28 protein-coding genes are annotated in these 26,131 nt (G+C 69.2%); 18 read left to right on the forward strand and 10 right to left on the reverse strand.

Annotated elements, in window-relative coordinates; genetic code table 11:
* Positions 1 to 16: 16 nt before the first annotated feature.
* The 3 genes from JIN95_RS12650 to JIN95_RS12660 form a co-directional block, all read right to left on the reverse strand.
* Positions 17 to 415: an OsmC family protein gene (locus JIN95_RS12650; RefSeq protein ID WP_200531718.1), complete on the reverse strand. Its 399-nt coding sequence runs from the start codon at positions 413 to 415 to the stop codon at positions 17 to 19.
* Between the two features lie 79 nt (positions 416 to 494).
* Positions 495 to 1,877 (reverse strand): sugar porter family MFS transporter, encoded by a 1,383-nt coding sequence (locus JIN95_RS12655; RefSeq protein ID WP_198951503.1) that lies wholly within the window; start codon positions 1,875 to 1,877, stop codon positions 495 to 497.
* A 268-nt stretch (positions 1,878 to 2,145) separates the two neighbouring features.
* Complete coding sequence (locus JIN95_RS12660) at positions 2,146 to 2,868, reverse strand: metal-dependent hydrolase (RefSeq protein WP_095635920.1); 723 nt, start codon at positions 2,866 to 2,868, stop codon at positions 2,146 to 2,148.
* Positions 2,869 to 2,970: 102 nt separating this feature from the next.
* Between JIN95_RS12660 and JIN95_RS16425 the strand changes: the two genes are divergently transcribed.
* The 8 genes from JIN95_RS16425 (at position 2,971) to JIN95_RS12695 (ending at position 7,169) form a co-directional block, all read left to right on the forward strand.
* On the forward strand, positions 2,971 to 3,093 hold the full coding sequence (locus JIN95_RS16425) for a hypothetical protein (protein WP_255521287.1): 123 nt from the start codon (positions 2,971 to 2,973) through the stop codon (positions 3,091 to 3,093).
* Positions 3,094 to 3,151: 58 nt separating this feature from the next.
* Complete coding sequence (locus tag JIN95_RS12665) at positions 3,152 to 3,895, forward strand: fumarylacetoacetate hydrolase family protein (RefSeq protein ID WP_200531719.1); 744 nt, start codon at positions 3,152 to 3,154, stop codon at positions 3,893 to 3,895.
* 120 nt (positions 3,896 to 4,015) lie between these two features.
* Positions 4,016 to 5,110, forward strand: a complete 1,095-nt coding sequence (gene hisC / locus JIN95_RS12670; RefSeq protein WP_200531720.1) for a histidinol-phosphate transaminase — start codon at positions 4,016 to 4,018, stop codon at positions 5,108 to 5,110.
* On the forward strand, positions 5,107 to 5,622 hold the full coding sequence (locus tag JIN95_RS12675) for an adenylate kinase family protein (protein WP_095635916.1): 516 nt from the start codon (positions 5,107 to 5,109) through the stop codon (positions 5,620 to 5,622). Before hisC ends, JIN95_RS12675 begins: the two co-directional genes overlap by 4 nt.
* Positions 5,623 to 5,648: 26 nt before the next feature.
* Positions 5,649 to 6,251 (forward strand): CDP-alcohol phosphatidyltransferase family protein, encoded by a 603-nt coding sequence (locus JIN95_RS12680; protein WP_095635915.1) that lies wholly within the window; start codon positions 5,649 to 5,651, stop codon positions 6,249 to 6,251.
* Positions 6,252 to 6,336: 85 nt separating this feature from the next.
* Positions 6,337 to 6,612, forward strand: a complete 276-nt coding sequence (locus JIN95_RS12685) for a HicB family protein (RefSeq protein WP_095635914.1) — start codon at positions 6,337 to 6,339, stop codon at positions 6,610 to 6,612.
* A gap of 2 nt (positions 6,613 to 6,614) precedes the next feature.
* A complete protein-coding gene (locus JIN95_RS12690) occupies positions 6,615 to 6,872 on the forward strand; it encodes a type II toxin-antitoxin system HicA family toxin (protein WP_095635913.1) in 258 nt (85 codons plus the stop codon).
* Positions 6,873 to 6,932: 60 nt separating this feature from the next.
* A complete protein-coding gene (locus JIN95_RS12695) occupies positions 6,933 to 7,169 on the forward strand; it encodes a hypothetical protein (protein ID WP_008003406.1) in 237 nt (78 codons plus the stop codon).
* 48 nt (positions 7,170 to 7,217) lie between these two features.
* On the opposite strand, the gene JIN95_RS12700 is transcribed toward JIN95_RS12695, so the two are convergent.
* On the reverse strand, positions 7,218 to 8,402 hold the full coding sequence (locus JIN95_RS12700; RefSeq protein ID WP_200531721.1) for an MFS transporter: 1,185 nt from the start codon (positions 8,400 to 8,402) through the stop codon (positions 7,218 to 7,220).
* A gap of 139 nt (positions 8,403 to 8,541) precedes the next feature.
* Between JIN95_RS12700 and JIN95_RS12705 the strand changes: the two genes are divergently transcribed.
* The gene (locus tag JIN95_RS12705; RefSeq protein WP_095635911.1) at positions 8,542 to 9,309 is read left to right on the forward strand and encodes a hypothetical protein; all 768 of its coding nucleotides are present in this window, start codon (positions 8,542 to 8,544) and stop codon (positions 9,307 to 9,309) included.
* A 39-nt stretch (positions 9,310 to 9,348) separates the two neighbouring features.
* On the opposite strand, the gene JIN95_RS12710 is transcribed toward JIN95_RS12705, so the two are convergent.
* Complete coding sequence (locus tag JIN95_RS12710; protein ID WP_200531722.1) at positions 9,349 to 10,524, reverse strand: Xaa-Pro peptidase family protein; 1,176 nt, start codon at positions 10,522 to 10,524, stop codon at positions 9,349 to 9,351.
* A 312-nt stretch (positions 10,525 to 10,836) separates the two neighbouring features.
* On the opposite strand from JIN95_RS12710, the gene JIN95_RS12715 reads away from it, so the two are divergent.
* The 3 genes from JIN95_RS12715 (at position 10,837) to JIN95_RS12725 (ending at position 14,840) form a co-directional block, all read left to right on the forward strand.
* Positions 10,837 to 11,811, forward strand: a complete 975-nt coding sequence (locus JIN95_RS12715) for a transcription initiation factor IIB (RefSeq protein ID WP_200531723.1) — start codon at positions 10,837 to 10,839, stop codon at positions 11,809 to 11,811.
* Positions 11,812 to 11,890: 79 nt separating this feature from the next.
* On the forward strand, positions 11,891 to 12,364 hold the full coding sequence (locus JIN95_RS12720; RefSeq protein ID WP_200531724.1) for an NUDIX domain-containing protein: 474 nt from the start codon (positions 11,891 to 11,893) through the stop codon (positions 12,362 to 12,364).
* A gap of 109 nt (positions 12,365 to 12,473) precedes the next feature.
* Positions 12,474 to 14,840 carry a hypothetical protein gene (locus JIN95_RS12725; RefSeq protein ID WP_200531725.1) on the forward strand — a complete coding sequence of 789 codons (2,367 nt, stop codon included), beginning with the start codon at positions 12,474 to 12,476 and terminating at the stop codon, positions 14,838 to 14,840.
* 176 nt (positions 14,841 to 15,016) lie between these two features.
* Here the strand turns inward: JIN95_RS12725 and JIN95_RS12730 are convergent, their stop codons facing one another.
* Positions 15,017 to 15,322, reverse strand: coding sequence for a hypothetical protein (locus tag JIN95_RS12730; RefSeq protein ID WP_004045854.1), 306 nt, complete (start codon positions 15,320 to 15,322; stop codon positions 15,017 to 15,019).
* A gap of 272 nt (positions 15,323 to 15,594) precedes the next feature.
* Between JIN95_RS12730 and JIN95_RS12735 the strand changes: the two genes are divergently transcribed.
* On the forward strand, positions 15,595 to 16,947 hold the full coding sequence (locus JIN95_RS12735; RefSeq protein ID WP_200531726.1) for an adenylosuccinate synthase: 1,353 nt from the start codon (positions 15,595 to 15,597) through the stop codon (positions 16,945 to 16,947).
* Between the two features lie 32 nt (positions 16,948 to 16,979).
* Here JIN95_RS12735 and JIN95_RS12740 read toward each other — a convergent pair whose 3' ends face one another.
* The gene (locus tag JIN95_RS12740) at positions 16,980 to 17,846 is read right to left on the reverse strand and encodes an aldo/keto reductase (RefSeq protein WP_200531727.1); all 867 of its coding nucleotides are present in this window, start codon (positions 17,844 to 17,846) and stop codon (positions 16,980 to 16,982) included.
* Positions 17,847 to 18,012: 166 nt separating this feature from the next.
* On the opposite strand from JIN95_RS12740, the gene JIN95_RS12745 reads away from it, so the two are divergent.
* From JIN95_RS12745 to JIN95_RS12760, 4 genes are all read left to right on the forward strand, one after another.
* Entirely contained in the window at positions 18,013 to 18,501 is a 489-nt protein-coding gene (locus JIN95_RS12745; protein WP_095635904.1) for an Lrp/AsnC family transcriptional regulator, read from the forward strand.
* Positions 18,498 to 19,640 carry an aminotransferase class I/II-fold pyridoxal phosphate-dependent enzyme gene (locus JIN95_RS12750; RefSeq protein WP_095635903.1) on the forward strand — a complete coding sequence of 381 codons (1,143 nt, stop codon included), beginning with the start codon at positions 18,498 to 18,500 and terminating at the stop codon, positions 19,638 to 19,640. Before JIN95_RS12745 ends, JIN95_RS12750 begins: the two co-directional genes overlap by 4 nt.
* Positions 19,641 to 19,728: 88 nt before the next feature.
* Entirely contained in the window at positions 19,729 to 20,469 is a 741-nt protein-coding gene (locus tag JIN95_RS12755; protein ID WP_200531728.1) for a GIDE domain-containing protein, read from the forward strand.
* Between the two features lie 99 nt (positions 20,470 to 20,568).
* A complete protein-coding gene (locus tag JIN95_RS12760) occupies positions 20,569 to 21,723 on the forward strand; it encodes an acyl-CoA dehydrogenase family protein (RefSeq protein WP_095635901.1) in 1,155 nt (384 codons plus the stop codon).
* A 21-nt stretch (positions 21,724 to 21,744) separates the two neighbouring features.
* Here the strand turns inward: JIN95_RS12760 and msrB are convergent, their stop codons facing one another.
* The gene (msrB, locus tag JIN95_RS12765) at positions 21,745 to 22,164 is read right to left on the reverse strand and encodes a peptide-methionine (R)-S-oxide reductase MsrB (protein ID WP_200531729.1); all 420 of its coding nucleotides are present in this window, start codon (positions 22,162 to 22,164) and stop codon (positions 21,745 to 21,747) included.
* 93 nt (positions 22,165 to 22,257) lie between these two features.
* Between msrB and JIN95_RS12770 the strand changes: the two genes are divergently transcribed.
* Positions 22,258 to 22,494, forward strand: coding sequence for a CDGSH iron-sulfur domain-containing protein (locus tag JIN95_RS12770; RefSeq protein WP_200531730.1), 237 nt, complete (start codon positions 22,258 to 22,260; stop codon positions 22,492 to 22,494).
* Between the two features lie 30 nt (positions 22,495 to 22,524).
* Here the strand turns inward: JIN95_RS12770 and JIN95_RS12775 are convergent, their stop codons facing one another.
* Positions 22,525 to 23,610, reverse strand: a complete 1,086-nt coding sequence (locus tag JIN95_RS12775; protein WP_095635898.1) for a DNA topoisomerase IV subunit A — start codon at positions 23,608 to 23,610, stop codon at positions 22,525 to 22,527.
* Complete coding sequence (locus JIN95_RS12780) at positions 23,611 to 26,067, reverse strand: DNA topoisomerase VI subunit B (protein ID WP_200531731.1); 2,457 nt, start codon at positions 26,065 to 26,067, stop codon at positions 23,611 to 23,613.
* Positions 26,068 to 26,131 lie beyond the last annotated feature (64 nt).

The following is a 26,131-nucleotide window of genomic DNA, read 5'->3' on the forward strand; positions in this document are numbered from 1 at the left end:
CGGCCGGATCGCCGGCTCAGAACGCGCCGGGGTAGACGCTGATGTCGGCGTGGAGGTCGTCGCGAAGGGCGCTGTGGACGTGACAGATGCCCTCGGCGCGCTCGGCGATGTCGGCCGCGGTCTCCTCGTCGAGGTCGGCCTCGACGTGGACGTCGAAGGCGATGGACTCCAGATCGTCGTCGTCGTCGAGCTCCGCGCTCGCGTCGATCTGGACCTTGCCGAGCTCCTCCTCGCCGCGCTGGCTCCCGCCGACGCGGAACGCGGGGAGGTAACAGGAGGCGTACGTCGCGACGAGCGCGGCGTTCGGGTTCGGCCCCGTCTCGTCGGTCGCGTCGATCTGCAGGTCGAACTCGCCGACCTGGCTCGTGCAGGCGTACCCTTCCTCGGAAACGGTGGATGTCTCGATGTCTGCCATGGTCGTTCTTTGGTTCGGTCTCCCGAGGATAAAGGTTACCGGCATCGCCCCGCGGCGGGGGCTCGGATCGCGGCCGCCCTCAGTCGTCGCCGGGAACGTCGGCCGCCGCCCCGGTCGCGCTCCGGAGGTCCGCCTCGATCGCCTCCAGCGTCCGGCCCTTGGTCTCGGGGACGACGCGGTAGGTGAAGAGGAGCGCGACGACGCTGCAGGCGCCGAACAGCCAGAACGTCATCGGCGTCCCGATCCCGTCGAGTAACACGGGGAACGACAGCGCCACGGCGAGGTTCGCGAGCCAGTTGGCGACGGTCACGATCCCCATCGCGCTCCCGCGGACGGCCAGCGGGTAGATCTCGGAGATGAGCAGCCAGAACACCGGGCCGAGCCCGATCGCGAAGAAGGCGACGAACGACACGAGCGTGAGCGTCGCCAGCCAGCCCATCCCCCCGGTCGGGTCCGCGAACTGGAAGACGAGGCCGGCGACGCCCAGCGACCCGATCATCCCGCCGGTGCCGACGAGCAGGAGGGGACGCCGGCCGACGCGGTCGACGAGCAGGATCGCGACCACCGTCATCGCGACGTTGACGGTGCCGATGACCACCGACGCGAGGATCGACTGCGAGCTCCCGAACGCGGTCGACTCCAGGATCGTCGGGGCGTAGTACATCACGGCGTTGATCCCGGTGATCTGCTGGAAGATCGCGAGCCCGAGCCCGACGACGAGCGCCGGACGCATCCAGGGGCTGAGCAGGTCGCGGACCCCGTTTCCGGACTGCGCCTCGACGGTCGCCTCGATCTCGGAGAGCTCCGACTCGATGTCGCCCTCGCGGGTGCGGCGGAGCACGGCGCGGGCCTCGTCGGTCCGGCCCTGCTCGTAGAGCCACCGCGGGCTCTCGGGCATCCGGAGCATCCCGATCGCGAGCACGACGGCCGGGACCATCCCCGCGCCGAGCATGATCCGCCACGATCCGGAGCCGGAGAAGGCGTAGTTGACGAAGTACGACGAGAGGATCCCCACGGTGACCATCAGCTGGTTCAGCGACGTGAGCCCGCCGCGGACGGAGGGCGGCGCGATCTCAGAGATGTACAGGGGACCGACGATCGAGGCGAACCCGATGGCGATCCCGTCGATCATCCGTCCCGCGACGAGCACCTCGACGGTCGGCGCGACCGCCATGAGGAACGAGCCGAGGAAGAACACCCCGGCCGAGAGCAGGATGAACCGCTTGCGGCCGACGCGGTCGGATATCTGTCCGCCGACGGCCGCGCCGGCGGCCGCCCCGACCATCGCGCCGCTGACGACGATCCCCTCCACCAGAGGGGTCAGCTCGAAGGTCGTGTCGATGAAGAGGATGGCTCCGGAGATGATCCCGGTGTCGAACCCGAACAGGAGTCCGTTGAGCGCCGCGAGCGCGGAGACGACGTACACGAACCGTCCGCCCTCCCCGCGGATCACAGCCCGCATATCTGCGGTTGACATGAGGTACCAATCCGACCGTAACCGTCTTTTATTTAGAAGGCTTCTGATTTATTATTAATTTACATCTATGAAGTTATTTTGTGCCCTTGGAGACATACGGAATCTACCGAGGTTCGTATAATATTTATTCGTCTCCGAATAGCATTCTACACCCGTGGGAACGCGGCGGTCCGGTCGCCGATCGACGGTCGGAACACCGCGGCTCTCCGATGTCGATGTCGCGTGAAAAAACCGCAGTCGCGCGTCGGACTGGCTACTCCAGCACGTACGTCTCGTCGCCGTCGAGGACGACGGGCTCGGCCGCAGCGCCCGCCGCCTTCACCTCGTTGACGAACTCCTGCGTCTCGATCTCGATCGGCGGGAACGAGTCGTAGTGCATCGGGAACACCACGTCGGCGCCCACCCAGTCGGCCGCGATGCCGGCGCCGGCGGGACCCATCGTGAAGTGGTCGCCGGCTGGCAGGGCGGCGGCGTCGGGTTCGAGGTACGGCGCGATCACGTCGACCATCTCGGACATCAGCCCGGTGTCGCCGGCGTGGTAGAACGTCGTGCAGTCGGGGTCCGACTCCTGGGTCGGCTTCTTGTCGCCGATCACGAAGCCGGCCGGCATCCCGGCGGAGGTGCCGTAGCCGGTCTCGATCCCGTTCGAGTGGTCCGCGCGGACCATCGTCACCCACGCGTCGCCGCACTCGGCGGTGCCGCCGATGTTCATCCCCATGCCGCCGACCGCGTCCTCGTGGCCGAAGTTGTCCTGGATGTACCCCGTCAGCTCCGGGGTGGCGACCACCGTCGCGCCCTCGTAGCGGTCCACGTCGCCGATGTGGTCCGCGTGGCCGTGGGTCAAGAGGAGGTAGTCGGGGTCGAGCTCCTCCGGGTCGACGTCGGTCTTCGGGTTGTCGAAGTACGGATCGATCAGCAGCTCCGTGTCGTCGACGACGACGTGCCACGTCGAGTGGCCGTGCCAGGTGAGTTCCATGGTACGCCTGGTACGTCTCGGCGAGCCGTAATAAAAGTCGACGCCGCGGCCACTGCCCCCGCCGGGAGAGGAGTTAACCGCCCGCCGCACGAACGGCCGCCGATGCCCTCCCAGCGGAACGACCGCGTCCCGCGGACCGACCGGTGTCGCGAGTGGGGCCGAGCGGTCGTGCCAGACGGGGACCACCGGACTGACGCCGAGTCCGCGGTCGACCGGGCCGAGTAGCCCCGTCGCGTTTGCCTCTCCGGGAACGCTTTTCGGGCGGCCGCCCGATTGCCGAGACATGCACCACGCACGGTTCCGCGACCCGGCCGGCTCGATCCGCGAGGGGACCTACGACCCCGAGACCGACACCGTCGCCTTCGCCGGCGAGGAGTACGCCCTCGACGACCCCGCGATCGACGTGCTCCCGCCCGCCGAGCCGACGAAGATCGTCTGTATCGGCCGCAACTACGCCGACCACGCCGCCGAGCTCGGCAACGAGGTGCCGGACCGACCGCTCCTCTTCTTGAAGCCGCCGAACGCGCTGGCGAGCCACGGCGACGAGATCACGACGCCCGCCGGGAAAGACCGGATCGACTGGGAGGCCGAGATAGCGGTCGTCATCGGCGAGCAGTGCAAGGACGTCGACGCCGACGACGCGATGGACGTCGTCGCGGGCTTCACCTGCATGAACGACGTGTCGAACCGCGACGACCAGAACCGCGAGCAGAACTGGGTGCGCGGCAAGGCGTTCGACAACGCCGCGCCGCTCGGCCCGGTGCTGGCGACCCCCGACGAGGTCCCGGCGGACGCGAGCGTCGAGCTCCGCGTCAACGGCGAGACGAAGCAGTCCAGCGACCGCGAGCACTTCATCTTCGACGTGCCGACGCTGATCGAGGAGATCACGACCTACCTCACCCTAGAGCCCGGCGACGTGATCTCGACCGGCACGCCCGAGGGCGTCGGCGCCCTCTCCGACGGCGACACCGTCGAGGTGGAGGTCGAGGGGGTCGGGACGCTCGAACACGACGTGCGGGTCCCCTGACCGGGTCCACGCCGGTCCGAGTCGGACGCCTCGGCCGCCGTGGCGTCCGATAACACACCGGGTTTCCGGTGAACGGCCGCTTCGGCCACCCTTAAGAGCGCCCCGCCCGGATCCACGCGCATGCAACCACGGGATCTCTCCGATCACTCGCCGTACGTGCCCGGCCGGGGCGTCGAGGAGGTCGCCCGCGACCGCGGGCTCGACCCCGACGACCTCATCAAGCTCTCATCGAACGAGAACCCGCACGGCCCGAGCCCGGCGGCCGTCGAGGCGATCCGCGAGCACGCCGACCGCGTCCACCAGTACCCGAAGTCCTCGCACACGGACCTCACGGAAAAGCTGGCGGAGAAGTGGGACGTGTCGACCGAGCAGGTGTGGGTCTCGCCCGGCGCCGACGGCTCGATCGACTACCTCTCGCGGGCCGCGTTGGAGCCCGGCGACGAGGTGCTCGTCCCGGAGCCCGGCTTCGCCTACTACGCGATGTCCGCCCGCTACCACCACGGCGAGGTCGCCGAGTACGCGCTCACCCCCGACGACGGGTTCGCGCAGGACGCGGAGACGGTGCTGTCCGCCTACGGCGGCGAGCGGATCGTCTACGTCACCTCGCCGCACAACCCCTCGGGCTCGGTGATGCCCCTCGACGCGGTCGAGGCGATCGCGGACGCGACCGCCGAGGAGACGCTCGTCGTCGTCGACGAGGCGTACGGGGAGTTCGCCGAGGTCGACAGCGCGATCCCGCTCGTCGACGAGCGCGACGACGTGGCGGTGCTCCGGACGTTCTCGAAGGCGTACGGCCTCGCCGGGCTCCGGGTCGGATACAGCGTGGTCCCGGAGGCGTGGGGCGAGGCGTACGCCCGGGTCAACACCCCCTTCGCCGCGAGCGAGCTGGGGTGCCGGGCCGCGCTCGCCGCCCTCGACGACGAGGAGCACGTCGCGGAGTCGGTCGAGACGGCGCGCTGGGCCCGCGAGTACATCGCGGCCGAACTGGACGCCCCGACCGTGGAGTCGGCCGGGAACTTCGTGCTCGCCGAGGTCGGCGACGCGGAGCGGGTCGCCGAGGCGGCGCAGGAGCGCGGCGTGATCATCCGCGACTGCACCTCCTTCGGGCTCCCCGAGCACGTCCGGATCTCGACCGGCACGCGCGAGGGGACCCGCGAGGCCGTCGACCTGCTCAACGAGACGCTGTCGGACCTGGAGCTCGGTTCCCGGCCATGACCGCCGACCGCGTCGCCGTCACCGGCACCCCCGGGACCGGCAAGTCGACGGCGACGGCGCTGCTCGAAGACGAGTACGACGTGATCCACCTCAACGACCTGATAAAGGAGAACGACGAGCTCTGGACCGACCGCGACGCCGACCGCGACACGCTCGTCGCCGACCTCGACGCGGTCCGCGAGCGCCTCGGCGACTGGTCCGGCGTGCTCGATTCCCACCTCGCGCACCGGTTCGACGTCGACCGCGTGGTGGTCCTTCGCTGCCGCCCGGAGGAGATCGAACGGCGGCTCGAAGCCCGCGGCGAATCAGCCGCGACCGCCCAGGAGAACGCGGAGAGCGAGGCGCTCGACGTGATCCTCTCGGAGGCGGTCGACGAACACGGGATCGAGAACGTCTACGAGATCGACACCACCGACCGCGATCCCGAGGCCGTCGCGGACGCGGTCCGGGCGGCGATCGAGGGCGACCGCGAGCCGAGCGCGGGGACCGTCGACTTCATCGATTATATATGAGCCCGCCGCGAGGTTCGGGTCGATAGATGACCCTCGACCAGTACCGCTCCGTCGCGGACCGTCTGCTCGGTCCGTGGGTGCGCGCCGCGGCCAAGATCGGCCTCTCGCCCGACCAAGTGAGCGTGATCGCGTTCGGCGTCGCCGTCGCCGCCGCCGCCGCGTTCGCCGTCGGCGAGCCCGCCTTCTACGTCGCCGGGGCGGTCTGTGTCCTGCTCAACGGCTGGCTCGACCTCGTCGACGGCGCGCTCGCGCGCCACCTCGAGGTCTCCTCCGACGGCGGCGACCTCCTCGATCACGTCCTCGACCGCTACGCCGACATCGCGGTGATCGCCGGCTTCACGGTCGGGATCGGGGCGTACGCGCTCGGCTTCGCCGCCGTGACCGGCGTGCTGATGACCTCGTACATGGGCACCCAGATCCAGGCGGTCGGCATCGGCCGCGAGTACGGGGGCCTCCTGGGGCGCGCCGACCGGCTCGCGCTGATGGGGATCGTCGGCGTCGTCGCCGCGGCGTACGCCGCACCGATCGTCGCCGGGCTGAACGTCGTCGGCCTCCTGCTCGCGCTGTTCGCGGCCGTCGGCCACCTCACGGCTGTTCAGCGGTTCCTCGGCGCGTGGCGCGACCTGTGAGGCCTGGTGGGAATCTCGAAACGCTCTCCCCATCGAACCCAGCGGTCCCCGAAACACTTTGAGTCTTGACGAGTTACGGCCAGTCATGGCCCGAGCCGACCCGCGAGACTCGGACGCTCCCACTCGGGAGATCAGGCTGATCGAGAATCCAGACGGCCAGTGGACGGCTCGCGACCTCCGCGCCGAGGTGACTGCACAGGGCAAGAGCCGGACTGCCGCCCTCGACAACCTCGACGCCGTCGTCGAGGCGGTCGAGAACGAAGGGGGAAACCCGCCGACGGACGACGAGATCCGCGATCTCGGCGTCGATCCGAAGGTGGCTCGATCTCAGGACGACGATCTCCCAGATCCGCTGCAGTAGCGATGGTAACGCGGGACTTCTCCGGCGAAGACGTGTACAAGGTACTGGTGAACGTCGGCGGGTTCCAGCACGTTCGGACGACGGGAGATCACCTGATCCTTCGATGGGATCCACCGGCGGAACACGAGGACACGGACGCCCGCGTCGTGACCGTACCCGCACACGACTCGATCAGTATCGGGACGCTTCACGACATCGCGGCCGACGCCGGCGCGGAGGATTTCGAGGCGTTCTGCGAGTGGATCGATCGGAATCGGTGAGACTGTCAGAGAGCCGCCGGCGAGGGAACGCTTAAAAGCGTCCGGGCGGAACGGATGCGTATGCCCACCTTCGAGCTGAACCTGTCCGACGACGTGTACGCGGAGTTCCAGCAGCTCGCCGAACAGGAGTTCGTCTCCGAGGAGCAGGCCGCCGAGGACCTGATCGCCTCCGGCATCGAGGCGTACAACGTGAGCGTCGTCGACGACGACCCCCGCGACGAGATGCTCGACGGCGCGGAGAACAACATGTTCGACACGGCACAGGACCCGGGGAGCCTCGAAGACGACCGCCTGTAGCCGGCTCGCCTCTCACACTGATCCCGCCTTTTCCCGACGAGCGGCCCGCTAGTAACCGAGCCGCAGCAGTCGGTTCGCCAGCAGCGCGGTCAGCGCCAGCCCCATCACGCCGGCGAGGAGCCCGAACGCGACCGACCAGCCGGCGGCGTCCGACATCACGCCGACGACGACGCTCCCCGACGCGCCGATCACCATGTAGGCGGTCCGGACGAGCCCGAAGCCGGCGCCGCGCTCGGCGTCCGAGAGGAGGTCCATGAACCGCGACTGCAGCGGCGCGCCCCACGACATCGCGAGCCCGACGAACACGACGCCGACGACGGTGGCGGGGCGGCCGAGGCCGAGCTCCGCGGACGCGACGAGCAGGCCGTAGCCGACGACTCCGGCGGCCATCGTCGCCATCACGGTCGCGTCGCGGCCGATCCGGTCGGACACCGACCCCGTCACCGGCTGCGTCGCGCCGTGGACGAGGAAGTACAGCGAGAACAAAAGCGCCGACAGCCCGGTCGAGAGCCCCGTTCCGAACTCCAGGAACGACGGGAGGAAGGAGGCGGTCGCCTGCCACGTGAACGCGCCCATCGTCGCCAGCGCGGTCGTGTAGAGGATGGGGGGCCGGGAGAGCAGCTCCGCGAGCGGCCCGAGGGCGAACCGCTCGCGCATCGCCTGGTCGGGGCGGAGCGGCTCGGTGGGTCGCACCCGCCACGCGAAGAGGACGAACACGGGAACCGCGGCGGCGACGCCGAGGGCGATACCGGCGCGCCAGCCGTACCGCGATCCGACGAGCGCTGCCAGCGGCGGCGCCGCCAGTCCCGCGACCGGCCCGCCGGCGACGTGGACCCCGATGGCGCGGCCGATGTCGTCGAACTGCCGCGTGAGGAAGGTGGTCGCCACCGAGTAGTGGAGCCCGGCGCCGGCGCCGAGGAGGACGGTGAACAGCCCGAAGACCGCGATCGACGGGGAGACGGCGATGAGCAGCGAGGCGACCGCGGTGGCGCCGACGGCGGTCAGGATGACCGCGCGCTCGCCGTACCGGTCGCCGAGCACCCCGGAGGGGAACTGCGAGATCGCGTACGCCAGCCACATCCCGGAGAGCGCGAGACCGACGGTTCCGTTCGTGACCCCGAACTCCGCCGTGATCGCCGGAACGAGCGGGCTGATGACCAAGCGCGCGACCATCGTCGCGGTGAACGCGAGCGTACAGAGCGCGAGCGCGGCGTGTTTGTACCGCCAGTTCACGGTTGCCGTTGCGTCCGGGTCAAAAAGCGGCTTCCGATCGCGGCATGGGAGCCTCCGATCGCGGCACGCCTTCGCCCTCGCCGCGATCCCGCGTTCATTTCAATAGGTTTACTTTACATCCCGAATAACGAAGGCCCGCATGTCCCTCCAGATCGGTTCGACGGTAACGAACGGTCTCCGCCGAGTCGCGAATCGGAACGGCCTGCTTCTGGTCCTCGCGTCCGTCCTCGTCGGGACGGCGTGGCAGGTGGCGTTCAACAGCGCCATGGCGGCGTCGCTCCCGCCCGAGGTCGCCGGCCAGCTCGCGCCGGTGGTCGACGCGCCGTTCCCCGTACTCGCCGCCTTCGCGGTCGTTTCGTTCCTCGTGCTACCGGTCGTCTCGGTCGCGGCGATCCGGACCTTCGTCGCGGGCGAGACCGACCGCGTTCCGCGCGAGTTCGTCACCCGCCGGATCGGCTGGGTCGTGGCGAACCTCGTTGTCGGCGGCATGGTCCTCGGTGTGCTCGTCATGGTCGGGACCGTTCTGTTCGTGGTTCCCGGAATCATCGTCTACGTCGCCCTGCTGTTCATGGCGGTCTTCGTCGCGGTCGAAGACGAGAACTTCGTCGCCGCGATGGGGGACAGCTGGCGGCTCACCCGGGGGAACTGGATCCGGCTGTTCGTGCTGATCCTCATCGTCACCGTCCCGTTCACCGTCGCGATAACCGCCCTGTCGATCGCGCTCACGATCGCGGTCGGTCCGGCGTCGGGCGCGGCGACGCTCGTCACCGTCGCGATCTCGATGGCGTTCAGCATCGTGGTCCTCGGCGTGATCGCCGAGGCGTTCGAGCGCCTCCGCGAGGGCGACTCCCGAGGCGAAGCCGGCGAGAGCGGTGCGACCGATCCCGGCTCCGCGCCGGCGGCGTGACGGCGGTCCCCGAGTCCGGACGGAGAGGCGCGTCCGCGGTCACCCGACGACGAACTCGATCGGGTACTCCGTGAAGTTCTCGTAGCCGTCCTCGGTGACGACGGCGATGTCCTCGATCCGAACCCCGCCCACGTCGGGGTCGTAGAGCCCCGGCTCCACGGTTATCACGTGGCCGGGCTCCAGCTCCTCCCCGCCGGTCGCGAGGCGCGGGGACTCGTGGACGTCGAGGCCGACCCCGTGGCCGGTGGAGTGGATGAACCCCGTCTCCGTCTCGGGGTCGGTCCGGAACGTCGGTTCGCCCGCCTCCTCGTACACCTCGCAGGCCGCCGCGTGCACGTCCTCGCCGGTCGCTCCGGGCTCGACCGCGTCGAGCGCGGCGTCGAGCGCGCGCTCGGTGAGCTCGTACCACTCGCGCAGCGTCTCGCTCGGCTCGCCGACGCAGAACGTCCGGGTCATGTCGGCGTTGTACTTCGTCGCCTTCGACCGCGGGAAGATGTCGACGATGATCGCCTCGTTCGCCCGGAGCGGCCCGGACCCGCGGTCGTGTGGGTCCGCGGCCTGCGCGCCGCCGGCGACGATCGTCTGGTCGAGCGCGCAGCCGCGCCGCAGCAGCGTCACCTCGATCTCCTCGGTCACCCGCTCGCTGGTGAGGGGCTCGCCGTCGTGCAGCAGCACCCCGGTTTCCGCGTCGTCCCCGTCACCGGCCACGTCGGCGCCGGCGAGCAGGTCCTCGGCGGCCCGCATCGCGGCCTCGTTGGCGCGCTGGGCCTCGCGAATCGCGTCCACCTCCTCGTCGGTCTTGACGGCCCTGACCTCCCGGAGTCGGTCGTCGGCGTCGACGGCGACCTCGATCCCGCGCTCGCGGAGCGCGTCCGCGGTGCCGACCGGACCCCGCGGCGGCATCGAGACGGACTCGACCCCCTTGTCGCGGACGAACCGGGCGTACATATCGTTGCGGGCCTCGCGGCCGCCGTACTCGTAGTCGTAGTCGGCGTGTCGCTCGACCCCGTCGGCGGCCGCCTCCCTCTTCGCCCGACCGTACTCCAACCCGCCGACGAGGACGTGGATCTCGCCGTCGGCGTACAGCGTGAGGAACGGGTCGGGGCCGGTGAACCCGGAGAGGTACAGCTGGTTGGCGTCGTCCTGCGAGGCGTCGATCAGGTAGCCGTCCGTCTCGAGGTCGGCCAGCCGGTCGTCGAGTCGCGCGCGGTTCATACGACACCTGCTCGGGCGACCCCCAAATCCGTTGCCCTCGCGGAACGCCGCGGTGCGTCCGAGACGACGCTCGGCCCGCGAAATAGCTATATAGGTGAGCCTCGCCGAACGCCGATCGGTTCAGACCGATGTTAAGGCCGACCGAAAAGCCGGCAATAATCGTCATATACGGCCTTGTTCGGGCCTCAAATAGACTTTCTCTGATTCGAAACTTGGCCAAGGATTTAAATACTCTCGGCACTTACGTAACGGTGAGGAAACCAACCGAGACGCGTCTCTCGGTCCCCTCGTTCCCTCCACTTGAACTAACCAATGAGCGAAAACGTTCGAACGTACACGGCGGAGCACGCCGACGAGACCGAGTCCGAGACCGAGTCGGCCGACGAGGAGCTGCGCTGCCCGGAGTGCGGCGGCCAGCTCGCGACCGACACGGAACACGGCGAGACCGTCTGCGTCGACTGCGGGCTCGTCGTCGAGGAGAACGAGATCGACCGCGGGCCGGAGTGGCGCGCGTTCGACTCGAAGGAGAAAGACGAAAAGAGCCGCGTGGGTGCCCCGACGACGAACATGATGCACGACAAGGGGCTCTCGACCAACATCGGCTGGCAGGACAAGGACGCCTACGGCAAGTCCCTCTCCAGCCGGCAGCGCGAGAAGATGCAGCGGCTCCGCACCTGGAACGAGCGGTTCCGCACCCGCGACTCGAAGGAGCGCAACCTCAAACAGGCGCTCGGCGAGATCGACCGCATGGCCAGCGCACTCGGCCTCCCGGACAACGTCCGCGAGACCGCGTCGGTCATCTACCGTCGCGCGCTCGACGAGGACCTCCTGCCGGGACGCTCCATCGAGGGCGTCTCGACGGCGTCGCTGTACGCCGCCGCCCGGCAGGCCGGGACCCCCCGGAGCCTCGACGAGATCTCGGCGGTCTCCCGCGTCGAGAAAGACGAGATCGCGCGGACGTACCGCTACGTCGTCCGCGAGCTGAAACTGGAGATCCAGCCCGCCGACCCCGAGAGCTACGTCCCGCGGTTCGCCTCCGATCTCGGCCTCTCCGACGAGGCCGAGCGTCGGGCGCGCTCCCTGCTCGACACCGCGAAGTCGCAGGGGATCCACTCGGGCAAATCGCCCGTGGGACTCGCGGCCGCCGCCGTCTACGCCGCCTCGCTCCTCGTCAACGAGAAGGTGACCCAGAGCGAAGTCAGCGACGTGGCGAACATCAGCGAGGTCACGATCCGGAACCGGTACCACGAGCTGCTCGAAGCCGAGGACGGCGTCGCGCTGAACTGACGCCGCTCCGAACCGATTCGTCCCGTCGGCGCCCGCCGCTTTTCCGAACGCCCAAGCCCCCGCAGGGCGAGCCACGGGTATGGAGACCACTCGTCACTTCACGGCGACGACGTACGTCGTCAACGACGGCGCGACCGCGCTCCACGCCCACGAGCGGCTGGGGATCCGGCTCCCGCCGGGCGGTCACGTCGACCGCGACGAGCTCCCGCACGAGGCCGCGCTCCGAGAGGTCCGCGAGGAGACGGGGCTGGAGGCGGAGCTCGTCGCGACCGAGTCGTCGATCGCGGGGCCGAACACGCGCGGGCTCCCGGAGCCGGCCCACCTCATGCTCCACGACATCAACGTCCACGAGGACGGGTCGGTCGGCCACCAACACGTCGACCACCTCTACTACGCCCGGGTCGACTCGCGGGAGATCGCGCCGAACGGCTCGGACGAGGTCGATCCCGACGGCTGGCGCTGGTACACGCCGGCGGAGCTGGCGGAGAGCGACCTCCAGCCCGACGTGATCGAGCTCGGCCGCGAGGCGATCGCCGCCGTCGACGAGGCGTAGCCGGGAGCGGAACGATCAGAATTAGTGACAGATCGGCCGACGGCCGGCGTCAGACGGCCGTCTCACGCTCCGGAAGGTATTTGGGTCGTTGCAGGCGACGTAAACGCAAATGGACGCAGAGCGAAGAGCGGAGATAACCGGGTGGGACGCCCGGGAGTTCTCGGACGGGTTCGCGGGGCTCCGGCGTCTCGTCGACCGGGGGTTCTCCGGCGCGGTGACGAACGGCACGGGGTGGCTGTTCGTGTTCGAGGGCCGCGTCGTCGGCACCGCCGACGCCGACCTCGACGCGTTCGCGGACGCCTCCGGGACGATTTACAAGGCACCGGCGGAGGTTCTCCCGGTCCTGTTCGCCATGCAGGAGCGGGGCGGCGAGCCGCGGGCGCAGTACTACACGAACGACACGCCGCTGTCGGAGGCCGACCGGAAGCTCTCCGAGGGGGGATTCACCGGCTACGTCGAGCTGTCGGAGAACGTGCTCTCGGGCGACTACTACGTCACCTACACCGCGGGCGAGTCGATGGCCGCGGCGTACGTCGGCAACTCGCGCCGGCTCGAGACCGGCGACGACGCCTTCGAGCTGGCCGACGACGAGGTCGGGATCTACACCGTCTACGAGGTGGACCTGAACGTCCGGGAGATCCCAGAGCCCGAGCCGGCGGCCGAAGCGACCGACGCATCGGACGCGGACGAAGCGATCGCGGACGTGGCGGGAACCGACCGGCCGGGCACCGACAACGCGAGCTCCGACGAGACGGGCGCGACCGACACCGAAGACGAGGCCGGCGTCGGGGGTGCCGAGGCGGGCACTGACGACCCGGTGGTCGTCGACGACGAGACCGACGACGCCGCACCCGACGCGTCACCCGACGACGAGGACGCGGCCGGGACCCGTGCAACAGGCCGCGAATCGACCGACCCAGAATCACCCGACCGAGCGAGTTCCGGAGGGCGGCCCTCCGACACAGAGGTCCGTCCGGGGTCGGCCGGCGGAGAGGAGACCGGAGACGCGGGGCGGTCCGACGGCTCGAACGACGGCGACACCGCCGCCGACACCGCCGCGGACGCGACCGAGCGGCCGGGGTCCGGACGCAAGGGCGGGCGCGGAGCGGCCGGCGATCGGTCCGATCCCCTGACCGATCGGGCCGGCCCGCAGTCGGTCGACGATCCCTCCGACGCTCCCGACTCCGATGGCGATCGCCCGGGCGACGACGTGTTCTCGGAGGAGGAGGAGTGGCGCGAGCAGAAGTCGATCCCGGCGCTCGACCCGTCCGAGGCGAGCGAGCCGGCTGGCGGCCGCCGTCGCGGTGAGGCCGGTCCGAACGGCGGCGAGCAGTCTCAGCGCGGAGATCAGGCGCGACAGCGCTCCGGGAGCGGCGGTCGGAGCGGAGCGTCCGGCTCGGCCGCCGCGAACGGCGACGACCGGTCCCCGGAGCCGCGCTCCACGGACCGCGATCGCTCGAACCGGTCGGCCGTCTCGCAGCGCGCGTCGCAGTCGGACTCGGGCGATGGCGTCGACGAGCGGCTCCGACAGCTCCGGCGCGAGCTGGAGGCGGCCGAGGAGAAGCGGGCGTCCCTGGAGGCGGAACGCGACGACCTGGCGAGCGAACGAGACGAGGTCGCCGCGGAGCGCGACGAGCTCGCGTCCGAGGTCGACCGGCTGGAGTCGGAGCTGTCGACGCTCCGAGAGGAGCGCGACCGACTGAAGTCGGAGCTGTCGGCCGCCCGCGACCGGCTCCCCGAGAGCGACCGGACGATCTCGCCGGCGGAGGCGCGGAGCGGGACGAACCTCTTCGTCAGGTACGAGTCCAAGGGCGGCGCGACGCTCGAGGACGCCCACGACGGGACGGTCGACCGCGACGCGCTCCGCGAGAACCTCCGGATCGAACACCACACGAGCTTCGAGACGGACGGGCTGGCCGTCGACGGCCGCCCGTACGAGGAGTTCCTCAAGGACACCATCGAGTACGGCTTCACCCGGTGGCTCGTCGAGGACCTCCCCTTCGAGGTCAGCGGCACCGGCAACCAGAGCGTGCTCCGGGACCTGTACGACGCCATCCCGGAGATCGACCGCGCGGAGATCGGCGGCAGCGTGTCGATCGCGATCCGCGAGAACGGCGAGGAGACCCGCGAACAGCGCTCGTTCGACCTGGTGTTGCGCGACCGGATGGGGAACCCCCTGTTCGTCGCCGACCTCAACGACAGCCGCGACCCGACCGCCGAGGGCACGCTGGAGTCGCTGGTCGAGAACGGGCGCGACATCGCCGAGTCGAACGAGCCCTTCGCCGCGGCGTTCGCGGTGACGGAGAGCTTCTTCGAGCCGGGCGCCCTAGAGACCGCGAGCGACGCGGTCGGCGGCGGGCTGTTCAGCCGGTCGAAGCGCGCGAGCTTCGTGAAGCTCTCGCGCAAGCGGGGGTACCACCTCTGTCTGGTCGAGGCCCGCGACGGCGGCTTCCACATGACGGTCCCGGACCTGTAGCTGGCCGGGCCAGCAGTATTTCCGGCAGGTGGTCGAGAATGTCCGGTGAAAATTCGGTCGAAACGCGGTCAATCGCAGGAAACACGCCTATTCAAACGCGGTTCAAACGCGACGTAAACGCCGCTTCCCGCCGTCACAAACGATCCGTGCGTCGCCCCGCGCGAAGTCGAATCGGTTCAGTTCTCGAGCTCTGCGGCGTCGTCGATCCGCATGGAGCCGAGCTTGTCGACCGTCTCGTCGAGCTTCTCGTCGAGCTCGTCGACGAACTCGTGGGTGCGCTCGGTCGTGATCGCGCCCTGGCTGGACGGCTCGATGAGGTTCTCCTCCTCGAGCACGCGCAGCGAGTAGCGGACCTTGTGATGGGGGTATCCCGTCTCGTTCGACATCTTCACGATGCCGATCGGCTCGTTTTCGATGACCATCCGCAGGACCTGGAGGTGACGTTCGAGCATGTCTACCTCCTTCTCTAGTCGATCTATCATGGCACATGTTAACTCGTCATGCCCCCGTTTAAAAGTTGCTGTCGGGGACCGGCCCGGAATCGCTCGACCCGACGCTTTGACGTGGGAGTAGTTAACGCATTCGATCGCGCCGACCGCCGACGCGAGCGGACCACTCCGTCGCGGGCGGCGAAGGCACCTGCACGAACGGCGATAGCGACGCACACGCTGGTCGGATCTAATGCACGTTCGTGGTGTATTCCCGGCGCTGGACCGTAATCGGTTTTACCCCCCGCCGGAAACCACCGGGTCGTATGACACTCACCATCGTCGGCTCCCAGCTGGGAGACGAGGGCAAGGGCGCGCTCGTCGACCGGTGGGGAGGGGACGCGGACGTCGTAGTCCGTTATCAGGGCGGCGACAACGCCGGCCACACCGTCGTCGAGGGCGGCGTCGAGTACAAGCTGTCGCTCGTGCCGAGCGGCGCGGTCCGGGGCACGACCGGGATCCTCGGCAACGGCTGCGTCGTCAACCCCAAGACGCTGTTCACCGAGATCGACGACCTGCGCGAACGCGGGCTCGACCCCGACGTGCGGGTCGCCCGCCGGGCGCACGTCATCATGCCGTACCACCGCGTGCTGGACGGGATCGAAGAGGAGGTCAAGGCGGACGACGACGCGGGCGACGAAGTCGGTACCACCGGCCGCGGCATCGGCCCGACCTACGAGGACAAGGCCGGTCGGCGGGGGATCCGGATCGCCGACCTGCTCGACCCCGACGTGCTCCGCGAGAAACTCGAGTACGTCGTCCCGCAGAAGCGCGCGCTCGTCGAGGACGTGTACGAGCTCGACCTCGCTGACGACGACCGCGCCGACGCGTTCGACGTCGACGCGCTCCACGAGGAGTTCGCCGCGATCGGCGAGCGCCTCGCCGACGAGGGGATGACCGTCAACTGCTCCGACTACCTCTACCGCCGCCGCGAGGCGGGCGACGAGATCCTCTTCGAGGGCGCGCAGGGCACCCACATCGACGTCGATCACGGGAACTACCCGTTCGTCACCTCCTCGAACCCGACTGCCGGCGCCGCGTCAGTCGGCTCAGGGCTCGGCGTCACCCAGGTCGGCGACGGCGAGGTCGTCGGCATCGTGAAGGCGTACCTCTCGCGGGTCGGCGAGGGGCCGCTCCCGACCGAGCTGGACGGCGACGCCGACGAGGAGGCGCTCGCCGACGATATCCGCGAGAAGGGCGGCGAGTTCGGCACCGTCACCGGTCGTCCGCGTCGGATCGGCTGGCTCGACCTCCCGATGCTCCGACACGCCGCGCGCGTCTCCGGGTTCACCGGCGTCGCGGTCAACCACGTCGACGTGCTCGCGGGGCTCGACGAGCTGAAGGTGTGTACGGGCTACGAGCTCGAGGGCGAGAAGCTCGACACCGTCCCGACGACGACCGAGCGCTGGGAGCAGTGCGAGCCCGTCTACGAGACGCTCGACACGTGGGAGCCGTTCGACTCGGCCGCGGTCGCCGAGGAGGGCTACGACGCGCTCCCCGAGGCGGCCCGCGAGTACCTGGAGTTCGTCGCCGACGAGATCGACACCCCCGTCTACGCGGTCGGCGTCGGCCCCGACCGCGAGGAAACGGTCGAGCTGACGAACCCGTTCGACGAGTAGTCTCTCGCTCGTCCGTCGTTCGGACTTCCCGACTATTCCTGCGCGTCGACGCCGTTCAGCGCGGCGAGGTCCTCGTCGGTCAGCGACAGGTCCGCGGCCGCGAGGTTCGACTCGAGGTGGTCGACGCTGGAGGTCCCCGGGATCGGCAGCGTCACGTCGGAGTGGTCGAGGAGCCACGCGAGCGCGACCTGCCGCGCCGTCGCGTCGCGCCGGTCGGCGACCTCGGCGAGCGCGCCGGGGGTCTCGTCTCCGTCGACCGCATACATCGGACCCCACGGGATGAACCCCACGTCGTGGCGCTCGCAGGCCCGCAACACGTCCTCGTCGTCGCGGTGGCCGACGTTGTACCGGTTCTGGACCGTCGCGATATCGACGATCTCCATGGCGGTCTCCAGCTGTTCGACGGTGACGTTCGAGAGCCCGACGTGGGCGATCTGGCCGGCGTCCTTCATCTCCGCGAACGCGTGGACCGACTCCTCGAAGTCGGTGTCGGGGTCCGGGCGGTGGTACTGGTACAGGTCGATCGTGTCGGTCCCGAGCCGATCGAGGCTACACAGCACCTGGTTCTTGAGGAAGTCCGGGTCGCCGTGGGGCAGCCAGTCCCCCTCGCGGTTGCGGAGCAGGCCGGCCTTCGAGGCGATGACCACGTCATCGGGGTCGCCGAGCGCCTCACCGATCAGGCGCTCCGAGACGCCCGGGCCGTAGGAGTCCGCGGTGTCGACGAAGTCGACGCCGAGGTCCACGGCCCGCTGGAGGACCCGCTTGGCCTCTTCCTCGTCGTCCGGTCGGCCGATGATCTCCTCGCCGGTGACCCGCATCGCGCCGAAGCCGAGGCGGTTGACGGTCAGGTCGCCGCCGATGTCGAACGTGTCGCTGCGGTCGGTAGGGTCTGAAGCCATGGGCGAACGGTCGCGCGCCACGCGGAAAGCCGTGGGGATGGCGGAAGCGCGGGAGGCGGAAACGCGCGTGGCGGTGCGTCCTTTCGATCCTCGACCGATCGGTCCGACCGATCGCCCGTCTTGCGCGCGTCGCTACTCATAAACCGCCCCCGCGTGATCGTGGGGTATGGACGCCGAGCGCGAGGTACTCGACGTGTTGGCGCGGAACGCCCGCGAGGACATCGACGACATCGCGGCCCAGACGGGCCTCGACGCGGACGCGGTAGCGGCGGCGATCGACGCGCTGGAGGCGGATAACGTGGTTCACGGCTACCAGGCGGTCGTCGACTGGGACCGCGTCGACGAGGGGAAGATCCGCGCGATCGTCGAGATCAACGTCGAACTCGACCGCGAGACCGGCTACGAGCAGGTCGCCGACCGGATCGCGAAGTTCCCCGCGGTCGACGCCCTCCATCTGGTCTCCGGCGACTACGACTTCGCCGTCGAGGTGCTCGGCGAGACGATGCAGGACGTCTCGCGGTTCATCTCCGAGCAGGTCGCGCCCATGCCGGAGGTCACCCAGACGGTGACCCACTACATCATGGAGACCTACAAGGACGGCGGGATCCGGTTCGAGGACGGCGATGACGACGATCGGCTCTCCGTCTCGCCATGAGACTCTCGGACCGCGCGAGCGACCTCCCGGAGTCGGGGATCCGGAAGTTCTTCGAGCTCGCCGAGGCGCGCGACGACGTGATCTCCTTAGGCGTCGGCGAGCCCGACTTCTCGGCGCCGTGGGCCGCCCGCACCGCCGCGATCGACTCGCTGGAACGCGGGAAGACCTCCTACACCTCGAACCGCGGGATGGCCGCGCTCCGCGAGCGGATCGCCGACCACCACGAGCGCTACGACCAGCCGTACGACCCGGCCGACGAGATCCTGGTCACGACCGGCGCGAGCGAGGCGGTCGACCTGGCCTTCCGGGCGCTGGTCGACCCCGGCGACACGGTCGCGGTCCACGAGCCGACCTACATCTCCTACGGGCCGGGGATCGAGCTGGCGGGCGGCGAGCAGCTGACGGTCCCCACGCGCGCCGAGGACGACTTCGCACTCACGCGGGAGTCGCTGGAGGCCGCTGGCGCCGCGGAGGCCGATCTGCTCGTGCTCTGTTACCCGAACAACCCCACGGGTGCGACGATGACGGAGGAGGAGTACGCCGAGGTCGCGGCGTTCTGTCGCGACAACGACCTCCGGGTGATCGCCGACGAGATCTACTCCGCGCTCACCTACGGCACCGATCACGCCTCGATCGCGACGCAGCCGGGGATGCGCGAGCGCACCGTCGTCGTCAACGGGTTCTCGAAGGCCTACGCGATGACCGGCCTCCGCCTCGGGTACGCGCTGGGCCCCGCGGAGGCGATCGACGCGATGAACCGGATCCACCAGTACACGATGCTGTCGGCGCCGACGACGCCGCAGTACGCGGCTTGCGAGGCGCTGGACCGGTGCGACGAGGAGGTGACCGAGATGGTCGACGAGTACAACCGCAGGCGACGGCTCGTCGTCTCTCGGTTCAACGAGATGGGCCTCGACACCTTCGAGCCGGGCGGCGCCTTCTACGCGTTCCCAGACTGCGGCGGCGACGACGAAGTCTTCGCGGAGGAGCTGTTGGAGGCGGAGGGCGTCGCGGTCGTCCCGGGCTCCGTCTTCGGCGAGGGCGGCGAGGGCCACCTTCGCGTCTCCTACGCGACCTCGATGCGGGAGCTGAAGGAGGCGACAGACCGGATCGCGTCGTTCGTCGAGTCGCGGGACTGACGGCGCACGCCACCATATCTCGTCTCTTGTTATCCAACCACAAGATTAATCAGTTGACACGATGAGATTCGCTCGGGAGTGATCGATCGTGTCCACCGTGATCGGACCGGTAACCGAGGAGATGCTCGTGCTGGCCGGCGGCGTCGCCGCGGCGGTTGTCGGCGTCTACCTCGTCGTCTGGGGCGTTAACGGACTCAGGCGGACGATCGCGGTGTGGAAGAGCGATCCGACACCGATCGGCGAGGCGCACCTCATCGACGGCACGATCGAAGTCGAAGGGACGGCGGAGGAGCTCTCCCGGACCCTCCGGTCCCCGTACGACGGCGCCCGCTCGCTCGCGTACAGCTACTCGAAGAAACGGAAGGAACGCGAGAGGAACGAGGACGGCGAGTACGAGACGGAGTGGCGGACTCTGGAGTCGGGCAGCGAGTCGGTCCCCTTCCTCGTCGCCGACGACACCGGATCGATCCCGGTCGACCCCGCCGCGGCGACACTCGGGATGGACAACGAGTACAGCGATCGCACGGGAGACATCAAAAAGACGGAGAGCCGCATCGACCCCGGCGACGGGGTCCACGTGATCGGGCAGAAGCGCTCCGCGAACGAGGCCGACGCCGACCTGGACGATCACCGGACGTACATCGGCGACGGCGAGGAGGCGCCGACGTTCCGAGTCACCGACGGCGGCGAGTTAGAGACCGTCGCGCGGATGTTCGGGCGGTCGCTGGGGAGCATCTTCCTCGGTGCGGGCCTCGTCGCCGGCTTCGGATACCTGCTTCTCACGTCGTTCCCCGGGATCGCCGCCGCGCTCGGCGTGAGCGGGATCTGAGACGCTGATCGACGGGTGCGCGACCGCTAAACTGTAAACGCGGTCCGAATTTCTCAACGTTTGCGAATTATTATCATAGATTCGGCGAAAGGGTCGGACATGGAGTTCCAGCTGACCGACGAGCAGAAACAGCTCCGCGAGGAGGTGCGGAAGTTCGCGGACGAGGAGATCCGACCGGTCGCGACCGAGTACGACGTGGCGGAAGAGTACCCCCACGAGGTGATGGAGAAGGCCGCCGACATGGGGCTGCTCGCGCCCCACGTCCCGGTCGAGTACGGCGGCGTCGGCTACTCCTCGCTGGAGAACGCGATCTTGACCGAGGAGCTGTTCGCCGCCGACCCCGGGATCGGCCTCTGCGTTTCCAGCGCCGGCTTCGGCGCGGAGGCGCTGATGGAGTTCGGCACGGACGAGCAGAAGGAGCGCGTCCTCCCCGAGGTGACCGCGGGGGACGCGGTGATGGGGTCGGCGATCTCGGAGCCGCAGGCGGGCTCGGACGTGACCTCGGTCGCGACCCGCGCGGAGAAGGACGGCGACGAGTGGGTGATAAACGGCTCGAAGATGTGGATCACGAACGGCACCGTCGCCGACTACTTCGTCGTCGTCTGCGAGACCGACCCCGAGATCGACGACCGCTACTCCGGCTACTCGCAGATCCTCGTCGAGGGCGACCGCGACGGTCTCACCCGTGACAAGATCACCGGGAAGCTCGGCATCCGCGCGAGCGACACCGCCGAGCTCCGGTTCGACGACGTGCGCGTGCCGGAAGAGAACCTGATCGGCCAGCGCGGGATGGGGTTCCTCCAGCTCATGCAGTTCTTCGACGAGACCCGGACCGCCGTGGCGGCGCAGGGCGTCGGGATCGCCCGCGGCGCGGCCGAGCGCGCCCTGGAGTACGCGGAAGAGCGCGAGCAGTTCGACCGCCCGATCAGCGACTTCCAGGCGATCAAACACAAGCTCGCGGAGATGCACACCAACACCGAGGCGGCCCGGTGGCTCACCTACCGCTCCGCGTGGGCGGTCGACAACGAGGCCGGCGACCTGACCGCGCTCGCGTCGATGGCGAAGGAGTTCGCCTCGCGGGTCGCCGTCGACGTGGCCGACGAGGCGGTCCAGGTCCACGGCGGCGCCGGCTTCGTCAACGACCACGACGTCGAGCGGCTCTACCGCGACGCGAAGATCACCCAGATCTACGAGGGGACCACGGAGATACAGAAGAACATCATCGCCCGCGAGCTGCTCGACGAGGGGATGTGAGGTCGGGGCCGCTGAGACCGCTCACTCCCCGTCGTACTCCATCGCGACGGAGTTGATACAGAACCGCTTGCCGGTCGGCTCGGGGCCGTCGTCGAACACGTGACCCAGATGCGAGTCGCAGTTCGCACACCGGACCTCGGTGCGGCGCATTCCGTGGCTGGTGTCGACCGTCGTCGTCACGGACTCCTCCTCGGCGGCGTAGAAGGCGGGCCAGCCGCAGCCGGACTCGTACTTCGTCTCGGCGTCGAAGAGGACGGTCCCGCAGGCGCGACAGCGGTACTCGCCGTCGTCGGGATGGTGGTCGACGTACTCGCCGGAGAACTTCGCCTCCGTGCCGCTCTCGCGGAGCACGCGGTACTCCTCCTCGGAGAGCCGCTCGCGCCACTCCTCGTCGGTCAGGTCCGCGGGAGCGGTGTCGTCGGGCTCGCTCGTTTCGCTCATACCTCGGGTAGGGACCGCACGCTCAAGGGGGTTGCGGCGATCCGACACGGCCCGCGGCGCAAGCGGTTTGCCCCTCGCGGCGGATCCACCGCCATGGCACGCGAAGTGACCCACGAGGAGCGCGGCCCGACGGTGCTCGACGAGTCGGATATGGGCGACGACGACCTGATCTACGTCTGCCGGTGCGGCCTCTCGGACACGCAGCCGCTCTGTGACGGTTCGCACAACGCGACGGCAGACGAGGAGGACGGCGTGGTGTACAAGTACGCGAACGACGACGCCGACGGCGAGCGCCGCGAGATCGACGAGATCGTCTACGAGAGCGAGTGAGGCGCCGCGGCTCGACGGAGGGGTCCCCGCCTACAGCACGCCCATCGCGTCGAGCCGCTCGGGGAGGTAGGTGTCCGTGACGAAGTCGAGCCCGCGGCTCGCGAGCGACTGCTGTTCCGACTTCTTCCCGATGTCGAGCTGGAGCTCGATCTGTTCCTCCCAGTAGTCGGTCTGGAAGCGCGGGTCCTCGAGTTCGGACTCGAGGGCGTTCACGTCGGAGTCGGAGAGCGGGTCCGAGGGGAGGTCGTACTCGACGATGTCCTCCGGCTGGATCCCGACGAACTGCGCCTCCGGCGTCGCGAGGTACTTCGAGAGGTGCGCGGACTTGATCGAGCCGTACGCCACGGAGCCGTAGATCCGGTAGGACCACGGGTCGCCGTCGGCGAAGACGGCGATGGGCACGTCCAGTTCGTCGTGGACGCGCTTCGTGATCCGGCGGGTCGCTCGCGCCGGCTGGCCCTTGAGGTGGATGACGAGGCAGTTGTACTCCTCGTCGAACCCGTTCTCGACGAGCCGGTCGCGCATCCCGCCGGTCTCGACGGCGAGCGCGAAGTCGATGTCGTCGTCGAGGAACTCGATCATGTCCGGGTTGTTCGGGATCTGGTACCCGCCCGCGCCCACGTCCTCCTGACAGTGGATCTCGCGTTCCCCGCGGCGGGTCTGCTCGCGGATGAGGAGCGGACCCATCAGGGTCGCGCCCGATTCCTCCGGGCGCATGTGGAAGTCCTCGCGGGTGACGCCCGTGACGATCTCCAAGTCCTCCACGAGGTCGTTCGACTCGTCCTGCGAGGAGAACTGCGCCTCGTCGTTGTCCCACGACTCCGAGAGGTAGTACAGCTCACGCAGGGTCGACGAGCGGTCCTCGTCGAGCTGCTCCGCGAGGAACTCGATCGTGTACGCGGCCTTCAGCAGCTTGCGCGCGCCCCGCACCGAGTTGGCGCTGCGCGTCGAGGTGCGGTCGCCGTAGGTCCAGACGCCGCTTTCGGTGTCGTACTCGATGTTGCTCTTCGTCCGCGTGGGAAGCGTCATCTCCGGGATCTCCCCGTCGGCGAACTGGTCGTAGAAGTCCGCGGCCAGGTCGATCAGCTCGTCTCGCGCGTCGCTTTCGGTCGTCATTTAGGCGTTCACCGTGAGTTTCTCCGTCTCCACGCCGCCGACGCTGACCTCGAAGTCGGCGTCGCCGTCGATCGCGTACGTCAGTTCCCGCTCGTCGCCCGAGGGGACCTCGGGCTTCCACTGGACGAACCACTCGCCGTCCATGTCCACCACCGTTCCGTCGGACAGGTCAGTCGGCTCCGACGAGACGATGTCCGTGATCTCCAACTGCTCGTTCACGTCCGAGTGGTTCTCGACGACGAGCGTCACCGTCTCGTCGGTCACCTCGCGCTCGACGCTGACGTTGTTCATGATCCGCGCCAGCGCGCCGTCGATGTCGGGGCGCGACCGGCCCGTGACCTCCGAGACCTTGTCGGCCATCTCCGGGAGGATGCGCCCGAGCACGTCCTGTTTCTCTCGGCGCTGCTGCATCGAGCGCCGCTTGTTGAGGAACGACTTCAGCTCGCGGGCCGCCTCGCGGACCGCCAGCTCGATCTCGTCTTCGATCTCGGGGACGTTCGCGAGCGCGTCCTTCGACTCGCTCGTGAACGGGACGTTCGTGGAGGCGACGTGGATGCTGATGACGGCCGGGCCGTTCGGCAGCCCCGACCCGCCGGGCTGGTCGAGCCCGTAGTTGCGCCAGCCGATGTTCTTGATCACGTCCGTCGTCGCGCAGGCGCCGCGCTGGTACACCAGCGGGACGCGGTTCGCGAACCGGAGCAGCTCCACCGACCCCTCGGCCGGAATCTCGCCCCCGTAGGCGATGCCGGCCTCGACGATGAACGGGTCGCCGCCGTGGACCTCGGCGTCGCGGGTCGCCGCCGCGTAGAAGTCGGCGTCGTACTCCTTGCGGAGCCCGGCCTCGACCAGTTCCTCCGTGATCGGTGCGAGGCAGTCGGTGGGGGGCGCGAGGATGTCGGTCGTCCGCATCGCCTCCAGGAGGTCGGCGGCGGCGTCGCGGCTCCCCGCGATCGACTTCACCTTCGGCGGGTCGTCCGGGACCGTGCGCGCCCGCGACCAGAACGCCTCGACGACGTTCTCGCGGGCGGTCTCGCCGAAGGTCGCGTCGTGCTGCTCGGCGACGAACGAGGCCGCGTCCGCGACGAGCCGTTCGAGGTCGTCGAGGGTGACCCGGAACGCGTCGCCGTCGAGGTTCTCGAACCGGCGCGCGAGCGCCTCGGCCATCGCCCGCACCGCGGCGTCGTCCTTGCGGGTCGAGGTCGCGTCGTCGACGAGGGCGTAGGCGTCGGCGACGAGGGGCGACTCGGTCGCGCCACCGTCGTCGCCGTCCTCGTCTCCGCCAGCGCCGTCCTCGCGGCCGACTCCGGTGATCGCCCGCCACGCGGCGTCGACCGCGTTCTCGCGGACCGTCCCGCCGAACGTCTTGCCCGTGTCGCCCTCGACCGTCTCCGCAATGTTGTCGACGATCGTCGCGAGCTCGGACCGAGAGAGCCGGTCGCTGTTCGACACCGTCTCGGCGACTCCCTCGGCGAAGGCGGTCGTCGCCTCCGCACCCTTGTTGGCGACCGCGTCCGCGACCGCGTTCGCGACGTCGCGGTCGTCGTGGGCCCTGGGGGGCGACCACGCGAGCTCGCGCCCGTAGTACACGTCGCGGAAGTTGTCGATCACGCTGTCGGCGGTCTTCTTCCCGACGCGCGTGAACTCGCCTTGGAGGAACCCGGAGACGGAGTACGACTCGGTCGCCTCCAGCATCTTGATCAGCGCGCCGAGTTCGACACCGTGGGGGTGCGGGCGGATCTCCTTCGTCTCCGCCGGCAGCTCGTCGGTCGCGCGCTCGAACTTCAGCGGCTCGTCGAGCCCCGGCTCGCGCAGTTCGAGCCGCGCGTGGGGGTTGACGACCGCGGTGTGTTTCACGTAGTCGTGGAGCTGGTTGCGGGCGCGCATGTTCGCCTCCATCTCCAGCTCGATCCGCGTGCCGTGGGGGCGGTCCCACGTCGTCTCCTCGTCCGCCTTGATCTCCGGCTCGTTCGTGTCGGTGTCGATGATGAGCTCGAAGTACTGCGCCCGGGACTGCCCCTTCGGGCGCGAGGTGATCTTCGCGGGCTGGCCGGAGGTCAGCTGTGAGTACAGTACGGCCGCCGAGATCCCGATCCCCTGCTGGCCGCGCGACTGCTCGCGGGCGTGGAACCGGCTGCCGTACAGGAGCTTCCCGAAGACCTTCGGGAGCTGTTCTTTGGTGATGCCCGGCCCGTTGTCCTCGATGACGAGCCGGTAGTAGTCGCCCACCTCCTCGATCTCGATGTAGATGTCGGGGAGGACGCCGGCCTCCTCGGTCGCGTCGAGGGCGTTGTCGACCGCCTCCTTGACGGCGGTGACGAGCCCGCGGGCGCCCGAGTCGAACCCGAGCATGTGTTTGTTCTTCTCGAAGAACTCGGCGATGGAGATCTCGCGCTGGCCCTCGGCCAGCTCCTCCGCGATCCCCTCCTCGTCGCCGATCGTCGACTGGAAGGACGTCATTCGGTACCCTCCCCTTTCACCGAGGCACCTAAAAACGCACCGCCGGCGCGGTGAAAGTGTATCC

Origin of the sequence: Halorubrum sp. LN27 (assembly GCF_016635065.1) — an archaeon.
Lineage (GTDB): Archaea > Halobacteriota > Halobacteria > Halobacteriales > Haloferacaceae > Halorubrum > Halorubrum salipaludis.

Coding starts and splice junctions, on each gene's coding strand:
- JIN95_RS12655 (WP_198951503.1), bottom strand. CDS start 1,877: ATGCGGGCTGTGATCCGCGGGGAGGGCGGACGGTTCGTGTACGTCGTC.
- JIN95_RS12715 (WP_200531723.1), top strand. CDS start 10,837: ATGAGCGAAAACGTTCGAACGTACACGGCGGAGCACGCCGACGAGACC.
- msrB (WP_200531729.1), bottom strand. CDS start 22,164: ATGAGCGAAACGAGCGAGCCCGACGACACCGCTCCCGCGGACCTGACC.
- JIN95_RS16425 (WP_255521287.1), top strand. CDS start 2,971: ATGCCCTCCCAGCGGAACGACCGCGTCCCGCGGACCGACCGGTGTCGC.
- JIN95_RS12760 (WP_095635901.1), top strand. CDS start 20,569: ATGGAGTTCCAGCTGACCGACGAGCAGAAACAGCTCCGCGAGGAGGTG.
- JIN95_RS12730 (WP_004045854.1), bottom strand. CDS start 15,322: ATGATAGATCGACTAGAGAAGGAGGTAGACATGCTCGAACGTCACCTC.
- JIN95_RS12775 (WP_095635898.1), bottom strand. CDS start 23,610: ATGACGACCGAAAGCGACGCGCGAGACGAGCTGATCGACCTGGCCGCG.
- JIN95_RS12780 (WP_200531731.1), bottom strand. CDS start 26,067: ATGACGTCCTTCCAGTCGACGATCGGCGACGAGGAGGGGATCGCGGAG.
- JIN95_RS12745 (WP_095635904.1), top strand. CDS start 18,013: ATGGACGCCGAGCGCGAGGTACTCGACGTGTTGGCGCGGAACGCCCGC.
- JIN95_RS12710 (WP_200531722.1), bottom strand. CDS start 10,524: ATGAACCGCGCGCGACTCGACGACCGGCTGGCCGACCTCGAGACGGAC.
- JIN95_RS12720 (WP_200531724.1), top strand. CDS start 11,891: ATGGAGACCACTCGTCACTTCACGGCGACGACGTACGTCGTCAACGAC.
- JIN95_RS12685 (WP_095635914.1), top strand. CDS start 6,337: ATGGCCCGAGCCGACCCGCGAGACTCGGACGCTCCCACTCGGGAGATC.
- JIN95_RS12690 (WP_095635913.1), top strand. CDS start 6,615: ATGGTAACGCGGGACTTCTCCGGCGAAGACGTGTACAAGGTACTGGTG.
- JIN95_RS12665 (WP_200531719.1), top strand. CDS start 3,152: ATGCACCACGCACGGTTCCGCGACCCGGCCGGCTCGATCCGCGAGGGG.
- JIN95_RS12725 (WP_200531725.1), top strand. CDS start 12,474: ATGGACGCAGAGCGAAGAGCGGAGATAACCGGGTGGGACGCCCGGGAG.
- JIN95_RS12650 (WP_200531718.1), bottom strand. CDS start 415: ATGGCAGACATCGAGACATCCACCGTTTCCGAGGAAGGGTACGCCTGC.
- JIN95_RS12680 (WP_095635915.1), top strand. CDS start 5,649: ATGACCCTCGACCAGTACCGCTCCGTCGCGGACCGTCTGCTCGGTCCG.
- JIN95_RS12705 (WP_095635911.1), top strand. CDS start 8,542: ATGTCCCTCCAGATCGGTTCGACGGTAACGAACGGTCTCCGCCGAGTC.
- JIN95_RS12750 (WP_095635903.1), top strand. CDS start 18,498: ATGAGACTCTCGGACCGCGCGAGCGACCTCCCGGAGTCGGGGATCCGG.
- JIN95_RS12735 (WP_200531726.1), top strand. CDS start 15,595: ATGACACTCACCATCGTCGGCTCCCAGCTGGGAGACGAGGGCAAGGGC.
- hisC (WP_200531720.1), top strand. CDS start 4,016: ATGCAACCACGGGATCTCTCCGATCACTCGCCGTACGTGCCCGGCCGG.
- JIN95_RS12695 (WP_008003406.1), top strand. CDS start 6,933: ATGCCCACCTTCGAGCTGAACCTGTCCGACGACGTGTACGCGGAGTTC.
- JIN95_RS12675 (WP_095635916.1), top strand. CDS start 5,107: ATGACCGCCGACCGCGTCGCCGTCACCGGCACCCCCGGGACCGGCAAG.
- JIN95_RS12660 (WP_095635920.1), bottom strand. CDS start 2,868: ATGGAACTCACCTGGCACGGCCACTCGACGTGGCACGTCGTCGTCGAC.
- JIN95_RS12740 (WP_200531727.1), bottom strand. CDS start 17,846: ATGGCTTCAGACCCTACCGACCGCAGCGACACGTTCGACATCGGCGGC.
- JIN95_RS12770 (WP_200531730.1), top strand. CDS start 22,258: ATGGCACGCGAAGTGACCCACGAGGAGCGCGGCCCGACGGTGCTCGAC.